Origin of the sequence: Pedobacter westerhofensis, from assembly GCF_900182595.1 — a bacterium.
GTDB lineage: Bacteria > Bacteroidota > Bacteroidia > Sphingobacteriales > Sphingobacteriaceae > Pedobacter > Pedobacter westerhofensis.
This window is the reverse complement of sequence record NZ_FXTN01000004.1, coordinates 119,231-142,486: the sequence shown is the minus strand read 5'-3', so window position 1 is coordinate 142,486 and position 23,256 is coordinate 119,231. Positions and strand designations below refer to the sequence as shown.

The following is a 23,256-nucleotide window of genomic DNA, read 5'->3' as shown; positions in this document are numbered from 1 at the left end:
AATAATTTTAATTTTTCTTTTTCAATAAAAACCATGTTTTATCTCAACAGCTAATGTCGTATTAATAATTGAATAAAACAAATTAAATACATATGAATCGATAGACATGTTCAATTCATTTCTTAGAACATGGCTAAAGTGATAGAAATTTCCCCTGTGGAGCAACATATTATTGATCAGGTCAGACAAATCAGAGAGGCTCTCAATATGACTGCAGAAGCCCTGTCTAAATTGGTAAGTCCCTCAGGAAGTGGTGGTCTTATTGGAAACATAGAGAGCTCTGCAAGGCCCGAGACTTATACAGATCATAACTTAAACATTATTGCAAAAATTTTCACCAGACGTGCCAATGAGCTAAATGTTGACCATAAAAAAGATTACACGGTGCATGACTTTTACCCCCGGGCAGCCTTGGATGATACCCCTGTAAATAAAAGATATTTGAAACCGGATCGCCCGGCCGGTCCTACAAAATCATTGTACAGGCTCACTAATGAAACAAACTTCTTCGATCAGTTAAGAACCCTTAAAGAGATTACAACCAGACTTAATGAAGAACAGAATGAAGAGAGAAAAACGTCCAACTATACATCTGCCATCAATCTTCTCAGAAAAAATAATATACTAGAACGCATTTACTTAAAGGAAGGAACTGTAGCCTACCGGAAAGCTAAAAAAGATTAACTTTGTAATCATCAACAATCATTTGTTTTTAGTTTTTTTTTCGTCATGGAAGATAAGGAACGTTACTATCCAGTTTCATCAATCGATCTTGATAAAGTTTACAAGGTTAGAAATAAACGCCTGTCGCTAGGCTACAGTGCCCGTGAATTGTCATTTCTGTTAGGATACCGGGCGCATTACGTACGTGATGTTGAAGATCCCACACAGACGCTCCGATATTCAGTTAAGGATACTAATTACTTACTGTTGATTTTCAAATGCGATTTACGGGAAATTATGGAGGCTAAAATTCCCGAGGATTATTATTTCATCAGCGTAAAAAAATTAAAAGACGCAGCAGGAATCACCAGTTATCTGATCAATAAGCAAACATCAGGAATAAAACATGTGACCTATCAAAATTTCAGTGATGAAGTTGAGAAAATATCAAAGTCTAAAATTGACAGCGAAATTTACAGATACGTTGAATCATTGTTTGAAAACGGATATTTTGATACCCCAAGAACAGGACTTGAAGTCTTTAGTAGTTGTGAGACTGTAATTGTGGGTAAATTATTGCCTCATTTAGTTATAAACGCTATTGGGAGGTTTACCGGAAAAAGGAAATCGCCCCGACTTATTACTTCCCGGAATAAATCCGGGCGGACAGTGTATTTGAGGGATGCAATATGATTTACAAGTAAATTTCATTTTAACTTGACGCCAAACTTTTTAAACAACCATTTAACATAGCAAAATCTTGAACAAAATGCCAAGAACTTGCTATTCCACCTCCCACCTTCATGATTTAATTTAATGTTTCCTTAAACATAATTATCATGAACATCAAAAATCACTGGCTGGTAAAAGATAATGCTGAAGAAAAAATTGAAACCCTAAAATCAGGAAATGCCCGCGACCCGATAGATCCTGATTATCTGGTGATCCATTATACCGCCACCGCAGATGCGCAATCAGCTATTAACTGGTTTATGGATACCAAAAACAATCCAGATAGGATCGCGGCTCACCTTGTTGTAGATTACGATGGAACGGTTACACAATTAATTCCATTCAACCTGCGGGCTAACCATGCCGGCACGAGTACCTGGGATGGTGTAGAAAGCTTAAATTACCATAGCATCGGAATAGAAATCGTAAACAGGGGCTTCACAGACCATGCTATTGACAACGGAAACAGCAAGACCACCAGAACCACCCATAAACACAAATTCTGGAATAACATTCAAAACTGGTATGTCTATCCTGAAGCACAGCTACAAGCTTTATACAAAGTAGCTAAAGCGATTTTTGAAACCTATCAACTGATCGCAGCCCTGGGCCATGATGATGTGTCCCCTGCCCGCAAGCTGGACCCGGGACCAGCCTTTCCCTGGAACCAGTTTAAACAGAACGTTTTTGGGACAGCCAACAACATCGGAAAGATCTTTACAGTAAACACCGATGGCACAAATCTCAGAGCCGCGTCCTCTACAAATGCTGCATCAATTAAAAAACTGCCAGCCGGATACGAAGTTGGGTTGATTGAAACAAATGGAGAATGGAGCAAAATTTATCTTGTCAATTCTAAGCCAGAAGTGCTCATTACGCAGAATGGAAAAATGAGAAGTGTAAAAACAATTGGCTGGATATTCAGTAAACTGTTAACCCTGAAGACGGGGCAAACACTCCTCCCCTGATATCCCTATTCGCTTTCTGCGATTTCACTCTTTCGGTTTTCTATAAAATCGCCAAGTTCTTCCTTGAAATCCACAAGGGCCTCATGGTCTGTATGCCATTTCCCTTTCTCCTTTTTGATCACTCCAACTTCGAAGCCATCCCAATGTATCAGATAATGATTAGTTAATTGTGCAATCGGAGATATCTCAATCTGGCGATATCTCCCCTGGATTTCTCCGGAAAAATTATACTTTTTCATAATATACTTGGTTATATTATGTTAAAACAAAGGTGTTTACCTTTTTGATTTATATTTTGACTTTTACTTAAAACTTTGAGGAGTAGGACGTGTATTATGAACACTTCCTTTGCTTCGTCTGGCTATCCAGATGCTGGATCGTGCTGGTGAGGATTACCTTGATATCCTTTGCAGATACCTCTCCAGCTGATTTAAACTCAAAACTGAAATTATACTCTTCCACATTATTCCTGATCAGCCATTTTTTCAATGAGGGCTGTATATGATCCAGAAGTGCATTCACATAACTGCGATAATTGCAGAACACAAACTTCAGCATATAGTCTTCATGCAAAAGCTTGAGGTCAAAATGAACCCTGCCCTCAAAATAATAGACAAAGCAAGATTGCTGTGGAATATGTTTGATTAACCTACTGCTATGTACCCACTCATTTAGAATGGACACCAGACTTTTTTGCTGATCTTCTGTTAAATCCATAAATCAAATTTATGCTAATATTTTTAGTAAACGAAATAATGTTGAAAACTATTACTTGTGTTTTTACAGGAAACAGACCGATCATAACTCAGCAAACTTTTTATACAAAATCTGGTTATAAACACTTATTACTGACAATTTCTATGGCGGCAGAACACAACCTTGAAAGATTCATCATTGCGCAGGAGCACGATTATGAAAACGCACTGGCAGAAATCAAAAATGGCAAAAAACGCAGTCACTGGATGTGGTATATATTTCCTCAGATTTCCGGTCTGGGAATCACCGGTACATCCAGGTTCTACGGCATTAAAAATCTGGATGAAGCACAGCGCTATGCTGATCACCCCCTGTTAGGAAACAGGCTGATTGAGATTAGCAAAGAATTACTAAAACTCAAAGAAGAGGATCCGCTCAAAATTCTGGGAAGTCCTGATCATCTGAAATTAAATTCCTCAATGACACTCTTTTCGCAGGTCAAAAATGCAGATCCCATATTCCGGCAGGTTCTTGAAAAGTTTTTCAATGGAACAGAAGATATAAAAACGCTACAAATCATCAAAAAACTTACCTAGCGTAACATCAAAACTGACAGGAACTATTCAGAAAGCTCAATCCAAACCGGAGCATGATCACTGGTCTTTTCCCAGCCACGAACATTGTGGTCTACCCCGGCGGCAAGCAAACGGCCATCCAGTTTCGGGCTCAGCAAAAAATGATCTATTCGCAAGCCCGCATTACGTGCATAAGCATTGCGGAAATAATCAAAGAAAGTATAAATTACCTCACCGGGATGTGTTTTACGGAGTGCATCTGTCCAGCCCTGATCAGTAAGCTGATGAAATGCTGCGCGCACTTCAGGACGGAACAATGCATCATCTACCCATCGCTCAGGTTTATACGCATCAAGTTCGGTTGGCATTACATTATAATCGCCCGTCAGAACTACCGGCAAGTCCTGCGTAAGCAAGGTAGCAGCGTGTGCAGTAAGCCGTTCAAACCAGCGCAGCTTATATTCCAGTTTAGGTCCTGGTGCGGGATTACCATTTGGCAGGTACAAACACCCAACCACAATGCCATCAACGAGGGCTTCAATGTACCTGCTATGCAAATCTTCGTCGTCTCCGGGCAATCCGCGGCGGCGTTCTTTGATATCTCCGCTGCGCGATAAGATGGCAACCCCGTTCCAGCTCTTCTGGCCATGCCAGATCGCATGGTATCCTGCGTCCAGTATTGCCTGTTCAGGGAACTTTTCCTCAGGTGCTTTCAGCTCCTGCAAACAAACGATATCGGGTGTTGTCTCTTCCAGCCAGCGGAGCAATACAGGCAACCGACCGTTTACACCATTTACATTGTAGGTTGCTATCTTCATTATTCGATCCGTATAAAAATCAAGCCACATTTATATAATGGCATAAACACCCTCAAACATACCAGATATAAAGTTAATACTCACGCAAATGCGTTTCTCCGCAATCATAAACAAGGGTTAATTCCTGGCAATCAGGTAATTTACTTTAAGGCCATCTTCTATCTTTGTATGGTGTTTCGTCTGGATGGACATGCATGTGTGTTTTTAAAAATTCACGAGTGTTTTTTCACTAGATAAAAGAGGGCAGTCGGGAGATTACCCTCTTTTACATTACAAACCTATGTATTCGTACTTTTCGCTTCTTAGTACCGAACGAAAACCAGACAAGGGATTTCCCTGGCCTGAATAGGGTAAGAAGGAAATACGTTGATGTACCAACCCTGAACTAAATCCTCTTACTTAGTAACAGAAACACACGTGCTTATGCCTGATCCTCTGCACTCAATTCATTTCCCTCTTCATCAATTCTCATGTGTTCATCACCGGTATTATGGTCGGTTTCTGCCAGGCAGTCTTCAGACAGGTCTTTGTTATCAGGATTGATCTGATCAGGATCATCAGTCAGCGTACGGTAATCCGTAGGATGTGATCTGGAGCCAGGGTTAGTACCGTCGATATCCAAACCTAAACTTCCACTGTCATTTGTCAGGCGCCTTTTAAGTTCTTCTCCGGTAAATCCCTTTCCCGGAGCGGCCTGGCCGGTACCAGAGGGCTGATCAATATGGTGAGAGCTATTTTCGCCGGATGTATTCATATCTTCCATTCTTTTTGTAATTTAATAACTATTAAAAAAATGCCGCTTACTTCTTTTTTGCAGCAGCTTTTTTTGGCACACAGTTCGGTACTTTTTTTCCCGACTTGGTTTTCATCCCTACCTGCTCATAGTTTTTCCAGCAGGGATCTTTATCATCTTTTTTATCTGCCATTTTGAATTAGATTTGAGGTTCTGTAGGCACCTGACGTGATTTTGGCCCTTTTTCCCTGATCGTAGTTTTTGTAAGGTCCACTGCCTCTTCGGGATTACCTGTCAGCTGGTCGGCCTTCAGCTTGGTTTGCTCGCGCAGATCTTCTACCAAATGATCCTTCACTTCTGCAGTACGTTCAGTTAGAGATGCGCCAACAATTCCTTTTATCGCGCCGGCAACATTCCTTCTTGTTTCTTTACCACTTTTTGGTGCAAACAAGGCACTGATAGCAGCACCAACAGCTATCCCGGTTAAAAGGGCAATGCTGGTCATCATTGAATTTGTCTTTCTGAGTTTCATAATGTATAGTTTTAATAGATAGATGCAGGTTTAAGAGAATTAACACTTTCAGTCATAAAGGGTTTCATTTTTATTTATTTATCATAAACAATTATTTGTATTTTCGTTTATGCTAAAATATTTTACCTTATCCTCTTTGTTGAAATTAGTGTTAAGCCTTTTTCTGTTAGCGCCACTCTGCTCACAGGGGCAGGCAACATCTTCAGAAAACATCACACCTCTCGCCCGGCTGCAGCAGGAATTCGTAGATCTGCGGTTCGGCATGTTCATCCATTACAATATTCCTACCTATATGGACCAGGACTGGGCAGATCCGGAAGCCTCCCCGTCCATCTTCAATCCTAAAAAACTGGATTGTGAACAATGGGCCAAAGCCGCAAAATCCGCTAACATGACCTATGGCTGCCTCACCACCAAACACCACAGTGGCTTTGCGATCTGGGATACAAAAACCACAGACTACAATGTGATGAACAGCCCCTTAAAAAGAGACGTGGTAAAAGAATATGCAAATGCCTTCAGGAAAAACGGGCTGAAGGTGATGCTGTATTATTCCATTCTGGATACACATCACAAGCTGAGGCCTAACCACATTACTCCTGAACATATCAAAATGATAAAGGCGCAGATAACTGAATTACTAAGTAATTACGGGAAGATTGATGCACTGATCATTGACGGATGGGACGCTCCCTGGTCAAGGATATCCTACGATGATGTCCCTTTTGAGGAGATCTACACACTGATCAAATCGATACAGCCAAACTGTTTGGTGATGGACCTCAATGCAGCCAAATATCCAGCGGAGGCTTTGTATTACACAGATATCAAATCATACGAACAGGGTGCCGGTCAGCATATTTCAAAAGACACCAATCAATTGCCTGCGCTTTCCTGCCTGCCGCTTCAAAAGAGCTGGTTCTGGAAAACCTCATTTCCTCAAACACCAGTGAAAGATGCGCTGACGATGGTAAATGAAAACATTATCCCCTTTAACAACGCATATTGCAATTTCATCCTGAATGTTGCGCCTAACCGCGATGGACTGATTGATGAAAACGCCATTGCAGCTTTAAAACAGATTGGTAAAGCCTGGAAAAATACCGGCCCAACCCAGGCTTTGCCAATTGGAACTGCCCCTATCATTTCACCTAACCTTGCAAAATTTCAACCTGCAAACAGCAGCTGGAGCGATGATATGAATATTATGGATTTCGCAAATGATGATAATTTTAATACCACCTGGCAAAGCAATGCTACCGTTAAAAATCCCTGGTTGGAAATCGGACTGAAAGCAGAAAAGGCTTTCAACATGATCGTTATAGCGGACAAGAAAAATGTGACTATCAAAAAATATCAATTGCAGTACCGGCTGCACGGAGTGTGGACCACACTTTTTTCAGGTGAAAATAACAGCAGAATCAAGATACACAGATTCCCAAGGGTATATGCCGATGCAGTGAGGATACAACTTGAAGATACCGGAACAACTGCAGAAATAGCGGAGTTTGTGGTGTTTAATGAGAGAACAATTTAGTCTGCAATAAAAAAGGGGTTGATCCCTGTACAATGCCCCCAAAAAGTTAGACACATTTTGGGGGCATTTTTATTGCAAAATACCAGACCTGAGTCTCAGTAAATGATACCTATTGTTTGTTTAACGATGAAACGATTTTAAAGTGTGACTTGAGCATTGGCAAATTAGCTTTGGCATATGCTTTTACCTCGGGATCTTTAGACCTTTCTCCATCTTCATACAATGCGATGGCCTGTTCATAATCCCTTGTCATGATTTGAATATAAACAGTTTCAAGTTCCTCTCCCGTGACTGTTGTCAGCTGCTTAACTTTTTCATCCCTGTTTTTATTTGTCGCAGCAGAATCCAGCGTGATGTTTTTAGCTGCAGCCAGTGCTTTCAAACCAGCATCTGCCTTTACCTGGTTTTCTACTACCAGAGAAGCAAAAGTTTTAACGTATGTGTTTTTTGCATTCTGCAAAGCGATTTTACTTGATTCAACTTCGGTATAACTGGAAAGATAGGCCTCATTAATAAACTGCGCGACTTTGTTTTTTGCTGCGTCCACTTTGTTCGATAAAGAATCTGCAGAACCTGCCGAATTCATTGTTGCGTTTCCGGGAATTGGTTCCTGACGAATTGCAGGACTGGGCACTCCTTCTCCGTTTCTGCCCGCTGAGATGTTGGACGCACTGCCGTAACCTGGCGTTGCTCCTGTAGAGCCAGTGGCAGAACGTGTTGCCGTGCAGGATTGCAGGGTATAACCTGCTGTAATCATTACAGCACAAATAATTAATTTTTTCATAGGTATATTAATCGTGGTCATTATTCTAAGGTGATTTTATTGGTTACAGGGTTGTTACCTAAACAATTATCTATGTAAACACCAAGCTCATCAATCATTTGCTCAGCATTGGCCACATCAGTGCCACCCGACTGATACCAGCCAAGATCGCCCCTCCTGAGTTCCATTTTTAAGTTCATCGTACCAACCGTATTGTCGAAAAAGAATGTTTCACGGTCAGTTGTAGTGATTGGCCCGCGGGCTATTTGACCATCAGGCAATGTGGCCTGGGCTTCTGTGATGTAAGTTGATTCCATACCTGTTTAACAAGCCGTACGATTTAATGTTTGTACGAATTGATAACCTGCCATTGCAAAAAGGTCAGTTTGTTAAGGGAATGGCATGTGAAAATCCCGTAACCAGCGAAAAATCAATATTATGCGTAAAATGAGCCAGGTAATCTGCTGCACCGGCAGTCATAAAATCGAGTTCAAGCAGTTCTGTACGCGTAAATTTAACGGAAAGGATCACGCGTTTTTCATTAGCTTCAGCTTTAGCCGGCACATAGGAATAGATGTTTACAAATACTGTTTTCACCGGCAGCAAAGCAAATATTTCCCTCCCTGTCCTCAAAGCGCAGGCACTTACATGATGATGGCAGATCTCGTTGAATTTAAATTCAGGCATTTTAGTTTTTAACAGCTTGCCCGATGCCGTCTGGCTAACCAAATAATCAGGAATAATCTGCTCCGGACACAGATGCAGGTGAACAATCATAGTATCATTAAGGGATTCAAAATGTAGCTTTGCCCCCAGCTGTATGAGCGGATATAAGGGATTAAAAAACTCAATTGCCTGCTGAAACGCGACCGGGTCTCCCTCCCTGATGCCCTTGCCGATGAGCTGGCCTTTAACCCAGTCCTGATGCTCATTCCTGAATTCCCTGAGTGCAGCATTATAAATCAGGTCATCGTAACGCCTGGCCTGCTCTGCGTTCTTTATTAAATCCTTCTTTTTCTTTTTACTTTGACCCAGCATTTTATCAAGCACCGTAGGTTCGTAGGCCTCATGTTCTTTTTCCGCAATATCCTGGTTTAATGATAGCCTTACCGGCAATTTAGGTTCAGCTTGTTCTGTAAACTGCTCCCAGTCTACTGCTGCACTGCTTTCTCTGTGGATATACAACAGGGAATCTATATAGCTGTTATAATTAATCAGGACGTTTGTATCACCCTTTTTTAATTGCTTTTTTAAGATCTCCGGAAAAGCAGGACCTTCTTTTAAATGCTGATGTTTTTCCCGCTCCGGTTTTTTATAAGACGCAAATGCAGCACTCATCATATGATTTACTTCTTCCATTTTTTAAATTGTTTGGATAATAAAGAAATTAATAACTGGCAAAAATCTAAATTTCACAATCTGTAAAACATCATATAATCGGTAAAGCTGAGCAGCTTGTTGAAAGGGAATCCTGGTCATTTTAGTAAAAGGTTTTATCAAAAAATATGTAATCATATTATCGGTGATCACACAATCCGGTTCACAATATCAAAACAAATTGTTGTTTTGACAAATTCAGCATCTGTCAGCAAATCAGTATATTTTCAGAATTAAACAATATATTTCAATATAAATATATTTTAAAGAATTCTAAAGAAAATGTGATTAAATAATTACTATTTAACTATAATAGCCCCCGCCGGCGCCGGCGAAAGGCATCCGGATTGACTGTGGTGAACAGCAATTTTACCGTGGTCAACATTCGTATTACAGAGGTGAACCCTACAGGATAGTGATTAGCTCTTAGGGGAGTGGAGAAATAGAAATATTTTTTTTTGCACATGGGTTAACTATTGTCTGGAGTACATAACTTTGGAGAGTCACTGAGAGGTTTGTGATTGTAACAATTACTGATCAATCCCTGATTTCCGCAATAACGATTTCTATTTCACGTTGCGGTTAGAGATCTATTGAACAACATTACTTTGTTTTAAATGAATAATCAATACCAGCAATTCAGCGATAGAGAGTTACTCGAAATCCTCTCTCTGTCTCCTGCTGCCACAGCGATATACACTACAGAACAGCTCATTATACAAATGGCTAATGATACCATGCTCAACTTTTGGGGAAGAAACAGGGATATTATCGGGATGCCGCTGAAAGAAGCTGTGCCGGAATTAGCAAACCAGTCATTTATTCCCCTGCTTAAAGAGGTTTGGAATACCGGCATCACGTATACCGCCACAGATATGCCTGCAGAACTGGTCTCTGAAGGATCAATGAAAACATTTTACTATGATTTTGCTTACCGTGCTTTAAAACGGGAAGACGGAACTGTATATGCCATCCTGCATACAGCAGACGACGTCACCGACAGGAATCTTCACCAACAGGCGATAGTACATACCACCGCATTGACCGGGGCCCTTGAAAATGAACAGGCACTTAATGAAGAACTGACGGCTGCCAATGAAGAGTTAAATGCAACCAATGAAGAAATGTTAAGCATGCAGCAAAACCTGCTGGAGCTGAACAATGACCTGGAGCAAAGAGTGGCAGACAGGGTTAAAGATCTTGCTGAAAGCAAAAAACTGCTGGACGAAATCCTGCACCAGCTGCCTGCACCCGTTGCGGTACTGAGCGGGCCCAACCAGGTCATTGAACTCACCAATGCTTCCATACTTTCTTTCTGGAATAAGGACCGCGATGAGGTGATCGGGCGCCCCATGCTGGAAGTTTTTCCCGAATTGTCACTGCAGCCCTTTCCCTCGCAGTGGAAAGAGGTACTGGAAACAGGAAAACCGATAGCAAACCGCGAAAAACCCGTTGTGTTTAACAAGGAGCAGGGACCAAGGCAATATTATGTGGATTATTATTATCAGCCGCTTAAAAATTATGTAGGCAAAAGAACCTCGATCATGGCTACCGTTATTGATGTAACTGATAAAGTAGAATCGCGGCAGCAGCTGGAAGATAACCAAAGAATGCTGCTGGATATGAATGATGAACTTTCTACAATGAATGAGGAAATGGCAGCAACTAATGAAGAGCTGATTACCATTAACGAAGAGCTTGCAGAAACAAGGGAAGACTTACTCAGCACAGTTGAAAAGGTAGAAAAAAGCGAAGCCCGGTTTCGCTTTCTGGTACAACAGGCGCCGGTGGCGGTCTGTATCCTGAACGGCCCCGGTCTGATCATCGAATCTGTGAACGACATGATGCTCAGCATTCTTGGCAATCCCGCAGATATCGTTGGTAAAAGGTATGAAGAAGTAATCCCCTATCCAGAGGCAGAATATTACCTGAAACTGCTTAAAGAAGTAATGCTGACGGGCAAACCACATTCTGGCAATGAGGCCCAGGGCATTATCGAAACCGAAGGCGAAAGCCATACAGCCTATTTTAATTATATATTCCAGCCCATCCATAACGAAAAGGGAGAAACAAATACCATCATGATTGTCGCCGCAGACGTAACAGAACAAAAAGAAGATGAGCTGCGCAAAAATGATTTTATCGGTATGGTAAGCCACGAACTAAAAACACCGCTGACATCACTCAACGGGTATACACAGATCCTGCAGCAAAAGGCAGTGAAAACGGGCGACCGCTTCACCATCAGCGCGCTCGACAAAGTAAGTGCCCAGATCAAAAAGATGACTTCACTGATCAATGGTTTCTTAAACATATCCCGGCTGGAATCTGGCAAGATTCACCTGCAGAAAGAGCATTTCTACATGGATGAGCTGATTACAGAGCTCGTTGAAGAATCCCGTCTCACCTCTGCAACGCATGAGATTTCTATTCCGGTTTCGGAGCATATTATGGTGTATGCAGACCGTGATAAGATAGGTTCTGTGATCTCTAACCTGCTCAGCAATGCCGTCAAGTATTCGCCCATGGCAAAAGATATTGAAATTTACTCTGAACTAAAAAATGACCAGGTACATTTCAGGATAATAGACCAGGGCATGGGAATAAAGGCACAGGACCTGGAAAAGTTGTTTGACCGGTTTTACCGCGTCGAGGGCAGCCAAAATCAGCACATTTCAGGCTTTGGCATAGGGCTTTACCTGAGCGCAGAGATCATGGAACGCCACGAGGGCAGTATATCCGCCACCAGTGTAATAGGGAAAGGCTCTACTTTCTATTTCAGCCTGCCCCTGCTAAAGGAACAAAATTAGTCTATATTACAGTTCTATACATATTTCTACAACGCAAATTCGTCATCATTGATTAATTTATTAATTTTATAAATACATCATCGGGGTTTAGGTTTTATTATCTAAACATACTATATAAAATGATGTCATTTTTAATAACCAAATATACAATCATGACAACAATCGGGGACAGAATCAAAAAGACTCGTCTGCAAAAAGCATGGAAAGCACAGGACGTAGCAAAAGCTCTGGGTATTACAGTTACCTCTTATCTCAATATCGAAGCAGATATTACGGATGTCAATATCTCTAAACTTTATGAAATCGCCGGTATTTTTGAGGTAGATGTAAGCATCTTTGTTCACGTCGGCAGCCTGGAAAATAAGGATCATAATATGACAGAGATCAATGATTTAAAGTTAAGGATAGACCAGTATGACCGGGAGATCACAAGGCTCCAGCAGAAGGTTATCAGTTTTTATGAGCAGTCAGAATTCCTGAGGGACATACATTAAAAAAAGAAAACAACAAATAGGAATAATACCTATAAACCAGTATCTTAGGATGATGAAACCTGAAGGCTTAGATTGTATTTTATCCATCACACCTATAGATGGTAAACCATGCATTTCTGAGCTACCTGTTTTGCATCCGGGGCATGACTATATCATCTCTATCGGGGGAATTTAATCCTGAGCCAAAAAAAACAAATCACAAACCTCCCGGGTATTCTACATCAAACTGCTACATTTTGGCTAAATACACATTATGATGAAAAATATAACTCTTGCGCAGCCATGCAACCTCAACCACCGGCATTCAATTCAGTGCATTATCCCGCCATATATGAGGCTGCAACTCATTTCGGATAACGAAATTAAAAGAAAACAATTAAAACTGCATTTGGGAGACCTGAGCCTCGACGAGGAAATCAGGGGCCGCAGACAGGCATACAGTAAGCTCAACCCTACTGAAAAGAGCTTGCTTGCCGCGCATCAGTTTGAGGCAGGAGGCATCAGCAAATCCGTTTTAAAGAGCCTTAATGCAGAGCCCGAAGTGATCCCCCAGCCCTCAAGACTGGTCTATTATGCTGAAAACAGCCAAACCCTGCCCGGCAAGCTGATCAGGAAAGAAGGCAGTACTGCCAGTAAAGATGCTGATGCAAATAACGTATATGATTCTGCCGGAGCCACATGGGACTTTTATTATTCCATATTCGGCAGGAATTCAATTGATAACAAGGGAATGAAGATGATCCAAACCGTCCATTATCTGAAGGATTACGACAATGCTTTCTGGGACGGCAAACAGATGATCTATGGCGATGGCGACGGAAAGATATTTGCCTCTTTTACTACTGATATCGATGTAACAGGCCATGAATTGACACATGGTGTGGTACAATACGAATGTAATCTTGAATATAAAGATCAGAGTGGCGCTTTAAATGAGTCGCTGGCTGATATATTCGGCATACTCATCAAACAAAAAGCATTAAATCAGGATGTAAACACTTCAAACTGGCTGATTGGCGAAAACATTCTGATAGGAAATGAATATGCGATAAGATCTTTAAAAGCACCGGGCAGCGCATATGTTAACCATCCCGACCTGGGTACAGACCCGCAGCCGGATCATATGAGCGGATACAAGTATGACCCCGATGACAATGGCGGCGTACACCTCAATTCAGGCATACCAAGCCATGCATTTTATCTCGCCTCGTCAGACATTGGCGGTTATGCCTGGGAAAAGGTGGGCCGGGTTTGGTACAAAGCCATGTGCAACCGCGACCTGGTTCCTACCAATGCTTCTTTTGCAGATTTTAAACAGGCTACTATTACAGAATCAGGCAATCTTTTTGGAGCGGCAGATCAGGTAACAACAGCGATCACCAATGCCTGGAATAATGTGGGTGTTTAATTAGCTTTAGGAAAATGAAACTTAAACTGATTCAATCAGGGGGATTTGCAGGACGATCGAAATCTGCGGAAGAAGAGCTGTCCTCTTATCCAAAGCAGGTGCAGGAATACCTGGACGGGCAAATTGCGGCATTTCAGTCGAAGGCCGCACTGGCCCCGCAATCCGCTGATCCGGATTCATTTCGATACTTTATTGAGTATAAAGGTTCACGTATTCCCTGTGATGATCAAATCGGCCAGCTACCAGAATTAGCCGAAATTATTATACAGTTGAAAGCAAAGCTGCATTATTAGATTTCCCTTGTATCTAAATTGTCTCATAATACTACTGTTGTAAAATCAAAAATAACCTTACATTAGATCATACCGAATTTTGTAATGGAAAGACGTTTAGTCATCAAGCAAGTACTTATTATGGCGGGTGGATTGGCACTGCTGCCCTCCTGCCTGCGGGAGCAGGGGAAATCAACCATCCTGCTGAAAAACATGGACATTAGCCTGGACCAGGAAAACCTGATGGCAGATATTGCTGAAACAATAATCCCCCGCACAAATACTCCCGGTGCAAAACAACTGAAACTCCATCTTTTTGCGCTCAAAATGGTCGACGATTGCTATGAAAAGGCAGATCAGGAATTATTTGTGAAAGGCCTGACGGCATTTCAGGACCAGGCTCAGGACCTGTTCAGCAAGTCGTTTGGAAAACTGTCCCTGCATCAGCGCGAAAGTATGCTGGCAAAGCTCGAAAACAGTACGTCGCCGGAGCAGTCCGGCTTTTATAAAATCATGAAAGAAAAAACCATAGACGGGTTCCTAAATTCCAAATATGTGATGACAAATCTTATCATCTATGAATTGGTACCAGGCCGCTATAATGGCTATTTCCCTGTTAAAACAGCTTAATTAAAATCAGAATGTCGAATTTAAACATAGATGCCGCCAAAGCAAACACCTTTGACGTAATTGTAATAGGCTCCGGGATCAGCGGAGGATGGGCAGCTAAAGAATTTACAGAAAAAGGCTTCAAAACCCTAGTCTTGGAACGTGGCAGGGATGTGCAGCATATCAAAGACTACCCTACCACCAATAAATTTCCCTATGAATTTGAGCACCTCGGAGAACCTGCACTGGCCATAAAAAAAGAAAATCCGATTGTGAGCAGGTGTTATGCCTTTAAGGAAGATGCCATGCACTTTATGGTGAAAGACAAGGAGCACCCTTATATTCAGGAAAAGCCTTTTGATTGGATAAGAGGTTACCAGGTTGGCGGAAAATCACTACTCTGGGCGCGGCAGACACAGCGCTGGAGCGATTTCGACTTTGAGGGCCCGGCACGCGATGATTTTGCGGTAGACTGGCCTATCCGGTATAAGGATATTGCCCCCTGGTACAGTTACGTAGAAAAATTTGCAGGTATTGCAGGCCACAGGGACGGACTGGCAGAACTGCCTGACGGAGAATTCCTGCCCGGCTTTCCTTTGAATGCCGCAGAAGATTATTTTAAAGGAGTGATCAAAAACAAATACCCGGCGCGGCATGTGATCAGTGCCCGTTGTGCACACCTGTCCAAGCCCAACCAGATCCATCTGGACCAGGGCCGGGCAAAATGCCAGAACAGGATCCTCTGCCAGAGAGGTTGTCCCTTTGGCGGATACTTTAGCAGCAATGCATCTACCCTCCCTTGGGCAGCAAAAACGGGTAACCTTACGTTGCGGCCATTTTCAGTGGTAGAATCGGTGATTTACGACGATGCAAAAGGTAAAGTTACCGGGGTCAGGGTGGCAGACACGAACACCAAAGAAGTTACCGAGTACTATGCCAGGATCGTATTCATTAATGCCGGGGCCCTGAACACCAATTTAATCCTGCTCAATTCCAAATCCAAAAGATTTCCTCGGGGCCTGGGCAATGACAGCGGGGTACTTGGCAAGTATGTGGCCTTTCATAACTACAGCGCCAGGATCAATGCAGAATATGACGGATTGAAGCAGTATGCTACCGATGGCAGAAATCCCGCCGGAGGCGGATATATACCCAGGTTCAGAAATCTCCTTAAACAGGAAATGAACTTTAAAAGAGGTTATGCGGCAGGTATTTATGGCAGCAGATACATGGAAAGAGACAGGTCTGGCATCGGGGGCTCACTCAAAGACAACCTGTTACATGGCAAACTAAGTCCATGGATTATTGGTTCGCACATGATGGGAGAAACCATTCCCAAAGAAAGCAATTTTGTGAGTTTAAGTGTCAGCGAAAAAGATGCCTGGGGCGTTCCCCTGCTCAATATCTCTGTAGCATACGATGAAAATGATGCACTGATGAAAGCGGACTACATCGGGCAGATGACTGAAATGTTTACAGAAGCAGGCTTCAAAAATATTACACCAAATGTTTCCAGCCAGTCGCCCGGACTGGACATACACGAAATGGGCGGCGCAAGAATGGGCCGTGATCCAAAAACATCGGTGCTGAACGAATGGAACCAACTGCATACCTGTCCTAATGTTTTTGTTACGGACGGCGCCTGCATGACCTCAACATCAACTCAAAACCCATCACTTACTTATATGGCCTTCACGGCAAGATCCGTTGATTATGCAGTTAAAGCAATGAACCGCGGGGAAATATAAGCCGGTTATTTCTCATGAACCAAGCGCAGCTGCGATGTAAGCCGCTGCGCACTATTGATCGCGGCTTCCACTGTTCCGGGATCCGGACCTGAATAAATGGCTTCGCCGGCAAAATAAAGGGTGTCCTGTAATGGTGTAGTTAAAACTTTAAGGGCATCGTGGCTTTGCGGCGTTGCATAACTATAAGCGCCACGTACAGTGTTCTGTTTCGACCAGTTGAAGATCTTTGAACTGTTCAGGTTTTTCCGGATCAACATCAGATCAAGGTTGAATATTGCTGACAGGGATTTCAGGGCTTTCTCTACCAGTTCCTCATCGCTTAACGCAGTGAGTGCCAGCGCCCGCTCTCCCCCGGCCCAGCCGGTAAGAACGGCAGCAGTATTTCCCGGTTGCGGCCACCAGGTAGGAACTTCCTCGTCGCTAAGAAAAAAACTAACGCCATCCTTCCAGAGCTGCTGATCAAATGACAAAAGGATTTTAACCACATTGCCAAAGCCAATTTTTGTTGCCGCCTCATGGTAACGCGCTATAGGTGGATTAAATTTGATATCGCCATTTTGCAACACCCCGGCTGACACGGTGAGAATGCACTTTTCTGCGCGGTACCTCATTTCCCCCTGCCCCAGCACCTCAACAAATCCGGCGCCCCAGCCCACACCGGTAACAAAAGCATTTTTAATCAACTCACAACCCCGTTTTTCACAGTCAGCCACAAGGAAATCGATCAGCTGGCCATATCCGCCTGCAACCACCCTGTCTTCATTATGCTGGCTCCACTCTGCATATAATGATTTGACACTGACCTTGCCGGCATCAGCAAGATCAAACCCAGCTGCATAACTGATCGCACGCTGCTGCAGACTATTATATTTTTCGTTACCAAAGTGCTTGTTCAGAAATTCCAGTAATGTGGTATCCTGTTCAAGCACGGACATTTGTGTCAGTAATTCTTCCCACTGTTTATCGCTTTCCTCTTCCCTGCCTTCTGCGGTATTCCCGGGATTGCCGGCATCATCCTGTGTCCGGTCATCTGTCTGGCAAAGTTCCCCTTCCACGCTGACTATACCAATTCCCGCTTCCTTAAGCAGTTTAAGGGTAGATTCGGCTTTGCCATGAAGAAATTCGGCACCTGCTTCGATAGGACCAGGAAAGCCGTGTTCATTGATAGTGTGGATACGGCCGCCGAAACGGTTCATCGCTTCAAGCACAATCACCTGGTATACGCCGGACAATTCCCGGGCAGCAATCAATCCTGCGATCCCCCCACCAATAATGATCATTGTATCCCTTTTACGATTCGCTAAACCTTGCTGTCCTGACATATGCTGTGAATTCCAGATAAATTGCTTCCTGAACTAATTAAATTTCAGGAAACTGAACATCCGGAATGTCAGAATTGTTCTTGCAGAAGACCACAATTACATACAAATGCGCACAATTAACTGTATACTGTATCTATCTTGCTGTACAACAGCTGCAGAATATTGCCCGCCATTTCATCGCCAAATGTTTGTTCAACAAACAAAAGATCGAGGTATATCTCGTTGATTAAATTTTCCTTTTCTTCCTTTACATCCGCCCTGCCATCCCAGATCCAGGTCAGGTTCAGCATTGCATTGTTCAGGGTGTTTAACTGGATTGAGTTCGCTTCATCCAAAATATCAATGGTGATCGCATGCGGAGTTTCGCATAATTTGAGAGTAAAATGTGACATGTCGTTTATTATATCATTACGTCGTTGTCTGATAGTACAAAAACTATCTCCCGGCTGAAATCTATAAGTATTTCGTGACTGATACCTGTATACTGCTATACAAAGATTACGAAATAATACGACAAAAGATCAGATTACTCAAAGTATATGATCAGGACAGGGCAACCACATGACCCCGGCGCCCCCGCTTATTGAAGTTTTTTGATTTTAATGCTTCTGAAATTTACTTTATTGCCATGGTCCTGTATCAGAATATGACCCTGTTTCGCTTCACCAAAGTCCTTCCAGTCCTTATATTTACTAACCGCTACCAACTCGCGGAAAGCCGGCGATGCGCGCTGATAGCTCAGTACCTTTACACCATTGAGGTAATGCTCAACTCTATTATCAGGGTAAACCACCACACGTCCTGTATTCCACTGTCCGATCGGGCGCACAAAACGTTTGGGTTTATCAGCCCGGATCAGATCGTACAAAGATGCCAGTGTCCGGTTTCCGTCACGTCCAAGCTTTGCATCCGGATGCAGTTCATCATCCAGCACCTGGTATTCCAGTCCTATGGCCGATCCGGCAGTTTGTTCTTTCAGCGTGACAAAATATTTCACCCCGCTGTTCGCCCCGGGTGTAAGCTGGAATTCAAAGGACAGATCAAATGCAGAAAACTGCTCTGTGCTCACAATATCACCGCCATTGGTAGATTCTTTGCCTTCAGCAGGCAATACACTCAATACCCCATTCGCAATAGCCCAGCCATGGGAAGGAAAAGTACTTTTATTTGCAGCTACCCATCCGGCGCTGCTTTTACCGTCAAACAGCAATTTCCAACCCTCTTTTTTCTCATAACTGCTCAGCGTATTGGGCTGGTAATTCACTACGTATAATCCCGAAGGAAAGGGCGTTGGTTTGATACCAGTGGTCTGTATGCGGATATTTTTAAAATAAACCTTTTTACCTGCTTCAGATGCTTCTGTAATTCCATGCACCTGCAAAGCGATAAAACCACTCTGATCCAGGGTATCAATCACATCAGCCGCCGGAACGCCATTAATCCAGGTTTTCATTTCGTTCCCGAGGCATTCTATCTTTAAGTGATTATAACTATTCGCTTTATAGGCATTGCCTGCCGCAGGGTTCAGCGTGAGCGGATACAGCCATTCGCGGCGTGCTTCATCATAGATCCCGCCACTCCATTTCCTGTCTGTGGGATCAACTTCTGCCTGCTTTCCATATACTTTTCCTTTTCCATTGTTGCCTGCGGGATCTACATGGCTCCTTATCTGCACACCGGAATTTCCTTTAGGGCTTTCCAGCATCACATCCACTTCAAGAACAAAATCCCGGTATTCTTTCTCCGTAGCCAAAAAGGAATTACCCGTGCCCTCTACAGTGGTACCAACGATTACACCATCTTTTACTTCATAGGTAGCGCTGCCGGCAGTTTTCTTCCAGCCTTTTAATGTTTTACCATCAAATAAATTAACAGTTTCAGGAGTTTGAGCGCGAAGGACAGGTGGTAAAGTAAGTAGGAGTGCAAATGCTGTTATCGCCAGTTTTAAAGAATTCCCGTTGGTCATAAAAATTTTTGATTAAAGGATATATTTGGTATATTCTACAATGTATAAAATTTATTGACCTCAAACAAGAGGTTTCAGGAATGTTGCAAAATCGTATGGGATCGCAAGCAGGGAAAAATATCTGCAAACATGATTTAAAAGGCTTCGCCTAAGCTGAAGATCACCCTGCTGTAGCCTTTGCTTACGCCATAATCAATACCAATATTTGTATTGGATCCTTTATTGAATTTCACCCTTAAACCTGTACCAGCTGCAGGATGCCAGGATGTGAAGAAGGAACCAGAGCCACTGACCGTATTCGTATTGGCGAAAACTACAAAGCCCAGCAATCCGTTTTCAGTGATGTCCCTCCTGTATTCTGTTTCAAAATAGAACAGGGATTTTCCGCGGTAGCGATTTTGATCGATACCTCTTCCGGAACGGTTATAGGGGTCCCAGCCAACACTTGGCAAATCCAGATAGGGTGTTTTATTGCTCAGAGAGCTCCAGAAATACGACCAGAAAGCCAGCTGGTTCTGCTGATTGGGCTTTGCGGGATTCATGGAAAAATATTTTCTTACATCCAGAAAAACAGACGACCAGGTGTTATCGCTGCCAAGAAAGCCGGGGTTCTCGCGAAATTCAAGGTTGGCATAAGCACCGGGAAGCGGGTTGATGGAGTTATTTCTGGTATCGTACAACAGGTTCAGGCTGATACCAGAGGATACTGAATTGCCGCTTACGCCGTAATTATATTTTGTAAACTCCTGCAGGGTCGTTTCCTGGCTATCGCTCCCGATACTTGAACGGTAATCCAGGTGATAACCAATACCAGCAAAAAGATAAGGTTTGATGCGCTTAAGCGCTTTTTGATAAAAGCGGATATAATTATAGTTCACCAGTATGTTGTCGTCATTGTTACGGTTGCTTCCCAGTCCCCAGGTGTATTGTGGATAACGGAGAAAACGTATATCTCCCTGTATTACCCAGGTGTTATCAGGAAGCCAGATGCTCGACCGCAAAGGCAGTCCGAAACGGCTTTTAAAGTTCCAGTAAGGTGCAAATGTAGCACTGGAGATATTTGTGGTCCGGCGGTCGCCCAGGTACATTGCTGCTGTGGTACTCGTTACCAAAGCATTCCCGCTTCCTCCCGGAGCTGATCCGCCAACCGGCAGCACAGAAAAATATACTCTTTTACCCTTTTCAGTCCTGATTTTTTTTGGGTTTACATGAAAGAGGCCTTTATAAATATCTATCAGATCTGTTTGTCTGGTGGTGTCCTTTACGACATTATTCTGGGGCATCATTGTTGGCGTGTTCTGTGCCGATAAGAAAAATGGAAACAAACACAAAAGGATAAATAGATACTTTGTCATATATATAAGTTTAGAGCGTCTTTCTTTGTTCATAAAGAGAATACTTACACCTAAACGTTATATGGATTATAAAGTTTGCGGGAAAAGCACTTTTTACCAGCTAAAGCTAAAAAAAGATAAGCTGGTGACTATCGTATCAATTATTCCCGGTTCTTCTTCGCTGCCGCTGCTGCAGGTTTTAATTCCGTAGAATGCAAAAGTTTGATCTTCCATTGCCGCTTCTCCCTGATCAGCAGCGCACTCTCCAGCCATTTCATGATAATCTGCCGTCCCTTATAGGTCAGATCAGCAGTGTTATAATAGGATACCCAGGCCAGGTTTCCGCTTTGTTCGGTATTGATAAAATCAAGCCGGTTAATCCTGGTAATTCCCATGCCCTTGTATTTGCTGACAGAATTTACCAGCGAATCCAGGTTCCAGACCTTACCATTCTCAAGCAAAGAAAATCCCGGGGCTGCCTCTGCAGCAACGGCCTTCTCAGCGCCAGCGGCCATAGCATCAAAAAACCTGAGCACCGGTGCCTGTATTTCCTGCTGTGCGGCTGCATTTTGTGCGCGGGCATGCTGGCCGGCAGCAAATAAGAGTAATACAAAAAGAAATCTTCTCATCAACTGATGCTTTAAATGAATCCAAAATCAAGTACCTGCTGTGCGGGCAAATGCAATATACAAAAAACATCATGCCATCTAACTGAAAACCAAACCAATTAATGTTACGCTTGTTATCAATTTACCGGACAGAATAATTACAGGAGAAATTAATTTGGCCTAAAAAAATTAGACAATGAAAACATTTTCAGTAAAATTCAAAGCGGGCAGCCTGGATCTTGACGCCATTGTAACAGCCTCCGGGCATCTTCAAAGATTTAAAGTTGAAATGATTACCGGTGAACCCGACCCGATCATATTGAAACGCTCGGCACAAGGTACCTGGACGGTGGAAAATCAGGGGCAGCGTATGCTTTCTGAAAAACAGTTCACAGAACTGGAGCAGGCCATAGATGAACACCTGACCAGTCTGCACGGCGCAGGAAAGATCCTGCTGTTATCAGACTTTTCTGATGCAGCTTTCAATGCAGCAAAATATGCGGCAGGATTGACCCATCAGCTGCAAAGTGCTGCGCTGGTCATCTACCATTCCTACGATGCTCTCCCTGTGGTGACCGGTACCCTGGCGCCAGTCTCCCCGGAAATCGTTCATTCTGAAAAAGAAAGCCGTGATAAGATAGCAGCATTAAAAGAAGAACTGCAAGCCCTGGTTTACGAAAATACGGAGATAGTAATCCTGTCTGACGGAAGAGCGCTGGTGCCCGCCGTAAATATGATTACAGAACAACAGCATATCGGCCTGATTGTCATGGGAATGGCAGGAAAAAGCGCTATAGAAAAAGTTCTGGCAGGCAGCAATACCATTGCTGTTGCCAAAGAAACACACACCTCACTTTTGGTGGTCCCCCATCAGGCCACATACAAAAAAATCCAGAATGTGGTTTTTGCATGCGATCTCAAAAATGTGACAAAGACCATTCCTGTATATCCTATCAATACGCTGATCAAAAAATTAAAGGCCAGGCTTTCAATTTTATACGTCAATAAGGTTGAAGTGCCGCCCAATGCCCGTGCTAAAGATGAACTGAAAGAACTGCATCAGATCTGGAATGAAAAGGACGTTAAATATTATTACACCGATCATGAAAATGTAGAAGAAGGAATCCTTGATTTTGCCGACGAGAACGAAATGGACCTGCTGATTACTATCCCTAAAGAATATGGCTTTTTTGAACGTATATTTCACCGCAGCCTTACCAGGAACCTGGCCTACCGCACGCATAAGCCTCTGCTGGTTTTCAAGGAAGATACTTAAAGAGAGCGCATATGC

General features: G+C 43.0%; 26 protein-coding genes. 12 read left to right on the top strand and 14 right to left on the bottom strand.

The annotated features are described in order from the left end of the window. The first annotated feature begins 129 nt into the window (after nt 1-129). The 3 genes from FN831_RS08660 to FN831_RS08650 all read left to right on the top strand — a co-directional run bounded on the left by FN831_RS08660 (nt 130) and on the right by FN831_RS08650 (nt 2,363). Entirely contained in the window at nt 130-684 is a 555-nt protein-coding gene (locus FN831_RS08660) for a hypothetical protein (RefSeq protein WP_142527829.1), read from the top strand. Nucleotides 685-729: 45 nt separating this feature from the next. Further along, the gene (locus tag FN831_RS08655) at nt 730-1,356 is read left to right on the top strand and encodes a hypothetical protein (RefSeq protein WP_142527828.1); all 627 of its coding nucleotides are present in this window, start codon (nt 730-732) and stop codon (nt 1,354-1,356) included. Nucleotides 1,357-1,502: 146 nt separating this feature from the next. Then, the gene (locus FN831_RS08650) at nt 1,503-2,363 is read left to right on the top strand and encodes an N-acetylmuramoyl-L-alanine amidase (protein ID WP_142527827.1); all 861 of its coding nucleotides are present in this window, start codon (nt 1,503-1,505) and stop codon (nt 2,361-2,363) included. 5 nt (nt 2,364-2,368) lie between these two features. On the opposite strand, the gene FN831_RS08645 is transcribed toward FN831_RS08650, so the two are convergent. Continuing rightward, nucleotides 2,369-2,602 (bottom strand): hypothetical protein, encoded by a 234-nt coding sequence (locus tag FN831_RS08645; RefSeq protein WP_142527826.1) that lies wholly within the window; start codon nt 2,600-2,602, stop codon nt 2,369-2,371. 94 nt (nt 2,603-2,696) lie between these two features. Then, a complete protein-coding gene (locus FN831_RS08640; protein ID WP_142527825.1) occupies nt 2,697-3,080 on the bottom strand; it encodes a hypothetical protein in 384 nt (127 codons plus the stop codon). Between the two features lie 143 nt (nt 3,081-3,223). Here FN831_RS08640 and FN831_RS08635 point away from each other — a divergent pair, with 143 nt between their 5' ends. Next, nucleotides 3,224-3,655 carry a DUF1810 domain-containing protein gene (locus tag FN831_RS08635; RefSeq protein ID WP_142527824.1) on the top strand — a complete coding sequence of 144 codons (432 nt, stop codon included), beginning with the start codon at nt 3,224-3,226 and terminating at the stop codon, nt 3,653-3,655. Between the two features lie 23 nt (nt 3,656-3,678). Here the strand turns inward: FN831_RS08635 and xth are convergent, their stop codons facing one another. The 4 genes from xth to FN831_RS08620 all read right to left on the bottom strand — a co-directional run bounded on the left by xth (nt 3,679) and on the right by FN831_RS08620 (nt 5,717). Continuing rightward, nucleotides 3,679-4,452 (bottom strand): exodeoxyribonuclease III, encoded by a 774-nt coding sequence (gene xth / locus FN831_RS08630; RefSeq protein ID WP_142527823.1) that lies wholly within the window; start codon nt 4,450-4,452, stop codon nt 3,679-3,681. A 421-nt stretch (nt 4,453-4,873) separates the two neighbouring features. Then, nucleotides 4,874-5,215, bottom strand: a complete 342-nt coding sequence (locus tag FN831_RS08625; RefSeq protein WP_142527822.1) for a hypothetical protein — start codon at nt 5,213-5,215, stop codon at nt 4,874-4,876. Between the two features lie 37 nt (nt 5,216-5,252). Beyond that, on the bottom strand, nt 5,253-5,378 hold the full coding sequence (locus FN831_RS28260) for a hypothetical protein (protein ID WP_262711881.1): 126 nt from the start codon (nt 5,376-5,378) through the stop codon (nt 5,253-5,255). Between the two features lie 6 nt (nt 5,379-5,384). Further along, on the bottom strand, nt 5,385-5,717 hold the full coding sequence (locus tag FN831_RS08620) for a YtxH domain-containing protein (RefSeq protein WP_142527821.1): 333 nt from the start codon (nt 5,715-5,717) through the stop codon (nt 5,385-5,387). Between the two features lie 148 nt (nt 5,718-5,865). On the opposite strand from FN831_RS08620, the gene FN831_RS08615 reads away from it, so the two are divergent. Continuing rightward, nucleotides 5,866-7,254, top strand: coding sequence for an alpha-L-fucosidase (locus FN831_RS08615; protein ID WP_246101455.1), 1,389 nt, complete (start codon nt 5,866-5,868; stop codon nt 7,252-7,254). 109 nt (nt 7,255-7,363) lie between these two features. Here the strand turns inward: FN831_RS08615 and FN831_RS08610 are convergent, their stop codons facing one another. The 3 genes from FN831_RS08610 to FN831_RS08600 form a co-directional block, all read right to left on the bottom strand. Continuing rightward, the gene (locus tag FN831_RS08610) at nt 7,364-8,038 is read right to left on the bottom strand and encodes a DUF4142 domain-containing protein (RefSeq protein WP_185960428.1); all 675 of its coding nucleotides are present in this window, start codon (nt 8,036-8,038) and stop codon (nt 7,364-7,366) included. 20 nt (nt 8,039-8,058) lie between these two features. Then, a complete protein-coding gene (locus FN831_RS08605; RefSeq protein ID WP_142527818.1) occupies nt 8,059-8,334 on the bottom strand; it encodes a hypothetical protein in 276 nt (91 codons plus the stop codon). 64 nt (nt 8,335-8,398) lie between these two features. Beyond that, entirely contained in the window at nt 8,399-9,376 is a 978-nt protein-coding gene (locus FN831_RS08600; RefSeq protein WP_142527817.1) for a hypothetical protein, read from the bottom strand. Between the two features lie 635 nt (nt 9,377-10,011). On the opposite strand from FN831_RS08600, the gene FN831_RS08595 reads away from it, so the two are divergent. The 6 genes from FN831_RS08595 (at nt 10,012) to FN831_RS08570 (ending at nt 16,735) form a co-directional block, all read left to right on the top strand. Beyond that, a complete protein-coding gene (locus FN831_RS08595) occupies nt 10,012-12,204 on the top strand; it encodes a PAS domain-containing protein (RefSeq protein WP_142527816.1) in 2,193 nt (730 codons plus the stop codon). A gap of 152 nt (nt 12,205-12,356) precedes the next feature. Beyond that, nucleotides 12,357-12,698 carry a helix-turn-helix domain-containing protein gene (locus FN831_RS08590; protein WP_185960427.1) on the top strand — a complete coding sequence of 114 codons (342 nt, stop codon included), beginning with the start codon at nt 12,357-12,359 and terminating at the stop codon, nt 12,696-12,698. 253 nt (nt 12,699-12,951) lie between these two features. Further along, nucleotides 12,952-14,106, top strand: a complete 1,155-nt coding sequence (locus FN831_RS08585) for a M4 family metallopeptidase (protein ID WP_142527814.1) — start codon at nt 12,952-12,954, stop codon at nt 14,104-14,106. A gap of 14 nt (nt 14,107-14,120) precedes the next feature. After that, nucleotides 14,121-14,399: a hypothetical protein gene (locus tag FN831_RS08580; RefSeq protein WP_142527813.1), complete on the top strand. Its 279-nt coding sequence runs from the start codon at nt 14,121-14,123 to the stop codon at nt 14,397-14,399. Nucleotides 14,400-14,483: 84 nt separating this feature from the next. After that, nucleotides 14,484-15,008 carry a gluconate 2-dehydrogenase subunit 3 family protein gene (locus FN831_RS08575; RefSeq protein ID WP_142527812.1) on the top strand — a complete coding sequence of 175 codons (525 nt, stop codon included), beginning with the start codon at nt 14,484-14,486 and terminating at the stop codon, nt 15,006-15,008. An 11-nt stretch (nt 15,009-15,019) separates the two neighbouring features. Then, nucleotides 15,020-16,735, top strand: a complete 1,716-nt coding sequence (locus FN831_RS08570; protein WP_142527811.1) for a GMC oxidoreductase — start codon at nt 15,020-15,022, stop codon at nt 16,733-16,735. Between the two features lie 5 nt (nt 16,736-16,740). Here the strand turns inward: FN831_RS08570 and FN831_RS08565 are convergent, their stop codons facing one another. From FN831_RS08565 to FN831_RS08545, 5 genes are all read right to left on the bottom strand, one after another. Next, the gene (locus tag FN831_RS08565) at nt 16,741-18,057 is read right to left on the bottom strand and encodes a flavin monoamine oxidase family protein (protein ID WP_142527810.1); all 1,317 of its coding nucleotides are present in this window, start codon (nt 18,055-18,057) and stop codon (nt 16,741-16,743) included. Between the two features lie 116 nt (nt 18,058-18,173). After that, entirely contained in the window at nt 18,174-18,449 is a 276-nt protein-coding gene (locus FN831_RS08560; RefSeq protein ID WP_142527809.1) for a hypothetical protein, read from the bottom strand. Between the two features lie 188 nt (nt 18,450-18,637). Continuing rightward, the gene (locus FN831_RS08555; protein ID WP_142527808.1) at nt 18,638-20,023 is read right to left on the bottom strand and encodes a 3-keto-disaccharide hydrolase; all 1,386 of its coding nucleotides are present in this window, start codon (nt 20,021-20,023) and stop codon (nt 18,638-18,640) included. A 134-nt stretch (nt 20,024-20,157) separates the two neighbouring features. Next, on the bottom strand, nt 20,158-21,378 hold the full coding sequence (locus tag FN831_RS08550; protein WP_142527807.1) for a BamA/TamA family outer membrane protein: 1,221 nt from the start codon (nt 21,376-21,378) through the stop codon (nt 20,158-20,160). Nucleotides 21,379-21,518: 140 nt separating this feature from the next. Then, nucleotides 21,519-21,986, bottom strand: a complete 468-nt coding sequence (locus FN831_RS08545; RefSeq protein ID WP_142527806.1) for a DUF4440 domain-containing protein — start codon at nt 21,984-21,986, stop codon at nt 21,519-21,521. A gap of 175 nt (nt 21,987-22,161) precedes the next feature. On the opposite strand from FN831_RS08545, the gene FN831_RS08540 reads away from it, so the two are divergent. Continuing rightward, the gene (locus FN831_RS08540; RefSeq protein ID WP_142527805.1) at nt 22,162-23,241 is read left to right on the top strand and encodes a universal stress protein; all 1,080 of its coding nucleotides are present in this window, start codon (nt 22,162-22,164) and stop codon (nt 23,239-23,241) included. The last annotated feature ends 15 nt before the right edge of the window (nt 23,242-23,256 follow it).

Excerpts from the sequence above, each read along its gene's own strand:
- FN831_RS08565 (WP_142527810.1), bottom strand. The coding sequence starts at position 18,057 with ATGTCAGGACAGCAAGGTTTAGCGAATCGTAAAAGGGATACAATGATC.
- FN831_RS08585 (WP_142527814.1), top strand. The coding sequence starts at position 12,952 with ATGATGAAAAATATAACTCTTGCGCAGCCATGCAACCTCAACCACCGG.
- FN831_RS08640 (WP_142527825.1), bottom strand. The coding sequence starts at position 3,080 with ATGGATTTAACAGAAGATCAGCAAAAAAGTCTGGTGTCCATTCTAAAT.
- FN831_RS08610 (WP_185960428.1), bottom strand. The coding sequence starts at position 8,038 with ATGAAAAAATTAATTATTTGTGCTGTAATGATTACAGCAGGTTATACC.
- FN831_RS08600 (WP_142527817.1), bottom strand. The coding sequence starts at position 9,376 with ATGGAAGAAGTAAATCATATGATGAGTGCTGCATTTGCGTCTTATAAA.
- FN831_RS08660 (WP_142527829.1), top strand. The coding sequence starts at position 130 with ATGGCTAAAGTGATAGAAATTTCCCCTGTGGAGCAACATATTATTGAT.
- FN831_RS08625 (WP_142527822.1), bottom strand. The coding sequence starts at position 5,215 with ATGGAAGATATGAATACATCCGGCGAAAATAGCTCTCACCATATTGAT.
- FN831_RS08555 (WP_142527808.1), bottom strand. The coding sequence starts at position 20,023 with ATGACCAACGGGAATTCTTTAAAACTGGCGATAACAGCATTTGCACTC.
- FN831_RS08550 (WP_142527807.1), bottom strand. The coding sequence starts at position 21,378 with ATGACAAAGTATCTATTTATCCTTTTGTGTTTGTTTCCATTTTTCTTA.
- FN831_RS08545 (WP_142527806.1), bottom strand. The coding sequence starts at position 21,986 with ATGAGAAGATTTCTTTTTGTATTACTCTTATTTGCTGCCGGCCAGCAT.
- FN831_RS08580 (WP_142527813.1), top strand. The coding sequence starts at position 14,121 with ATGAAACTTAAACTGATTCAATCAGGGGGATTTGCAGGACGATCGAAA.
- FN831_RS08590 (WP_185960427.1), top strand. The coding sequence starts at position 12,357 with ATGACAACAATCGGGGACAGAATCAAAAAGACTCGTCTGCAAAAAGCA.
- FN831_RS08540 (WP_142527805.1), top strand. The coding sequence starts at position 22,162 with ATGAAAACATTTTCAGTAAAATTCAAAGCGGGCAGCCTGGATCTTGAC.
- FN831_RS28260 (WP_262711881.1), bottom strand. The coding sequence starts at position 5,378 with ATGGCAGATAAAAAAGATGATAAAGATCCCTGCTGGAAAAACTATGAG.
- FN831_RS08650 (WP_142527827.1), top strand. The coding sequence starts at position 1,503 with ATGAACATCAAAAATCACTGGCTGGTAAAAGATAATGCTGAAGAAAAA.
- FN831_RS08620 (WP_142527821.1), bottom strand. The coding sequence starts at position 5,717 with ATGAAACTCAGAAAGACAAATTCAATGATGACCAGCATTGCCCTTTTA.
- FN831_RS08605 (WP_142527818.1), bottom strand. The coding sequence starts at position 8,334 with ATGGAATCAACTTACATCACAGAAGCCCAGGCCACATTGCCTGATGGT.
- FN831_RS08645 (WP_142527826.1), bottom strand. The coding sequence starts at position 2,602 with ATGAAAAAGTATAATTTTTCCGGAGAAATCCAGGGGAGATATCGCCAG.
- FN831_RS08655 (WP_142527828.1), top strand. The coding sequence starts at position 730 with ATGGAAGATAAGGAACGTTACTATCCAGTTTCATCAATCGATCTTGAT.
- FN831_RS08570 (WP_142527811.1), top strand. The coding sequence starts at position 15,020 with ATGTCGAATTTAAACATAGATGCCGCCAAAGCAAACACCTTTGACGTA.
- FN831_RS08560 (WP_142527809.1), bottom strand. The coding sequence starts at position 18,449 with ATGTCACATTTTACTCTCAAATTATGCGAAACTCCGCATGCGATCACC.
- FN831_RS08575 (WP_142527812.1), top strand. The coding sequence starts at position 14,484 with ATGGAAAGACGTTTAGTCATCAAGCAAGTACTTATTATGGCGGGTGGA.
- FN831_RS08595 (WP_142527816.1), top strand. The coding sequence starts at position 10,012 with ATGAATAATCAATACCAGCAATTCAGCGATAGAGAGTTACTCGAAATC.
- FN831_RS08635 (WP_142527824.1), top strand. The coding sequence starts at position 3,224 with ATGGCGGCAGAACACAACCTTGAAAGATTCATCATTGCGCAGGAGCAC.
- xth (WP_142527823.1), bottom strand. The coding sequence starts at position 4,452 with ATGAAGATAGCAACCTACAATGTAAATGGTGTAAACGGTCGGTTGCCT.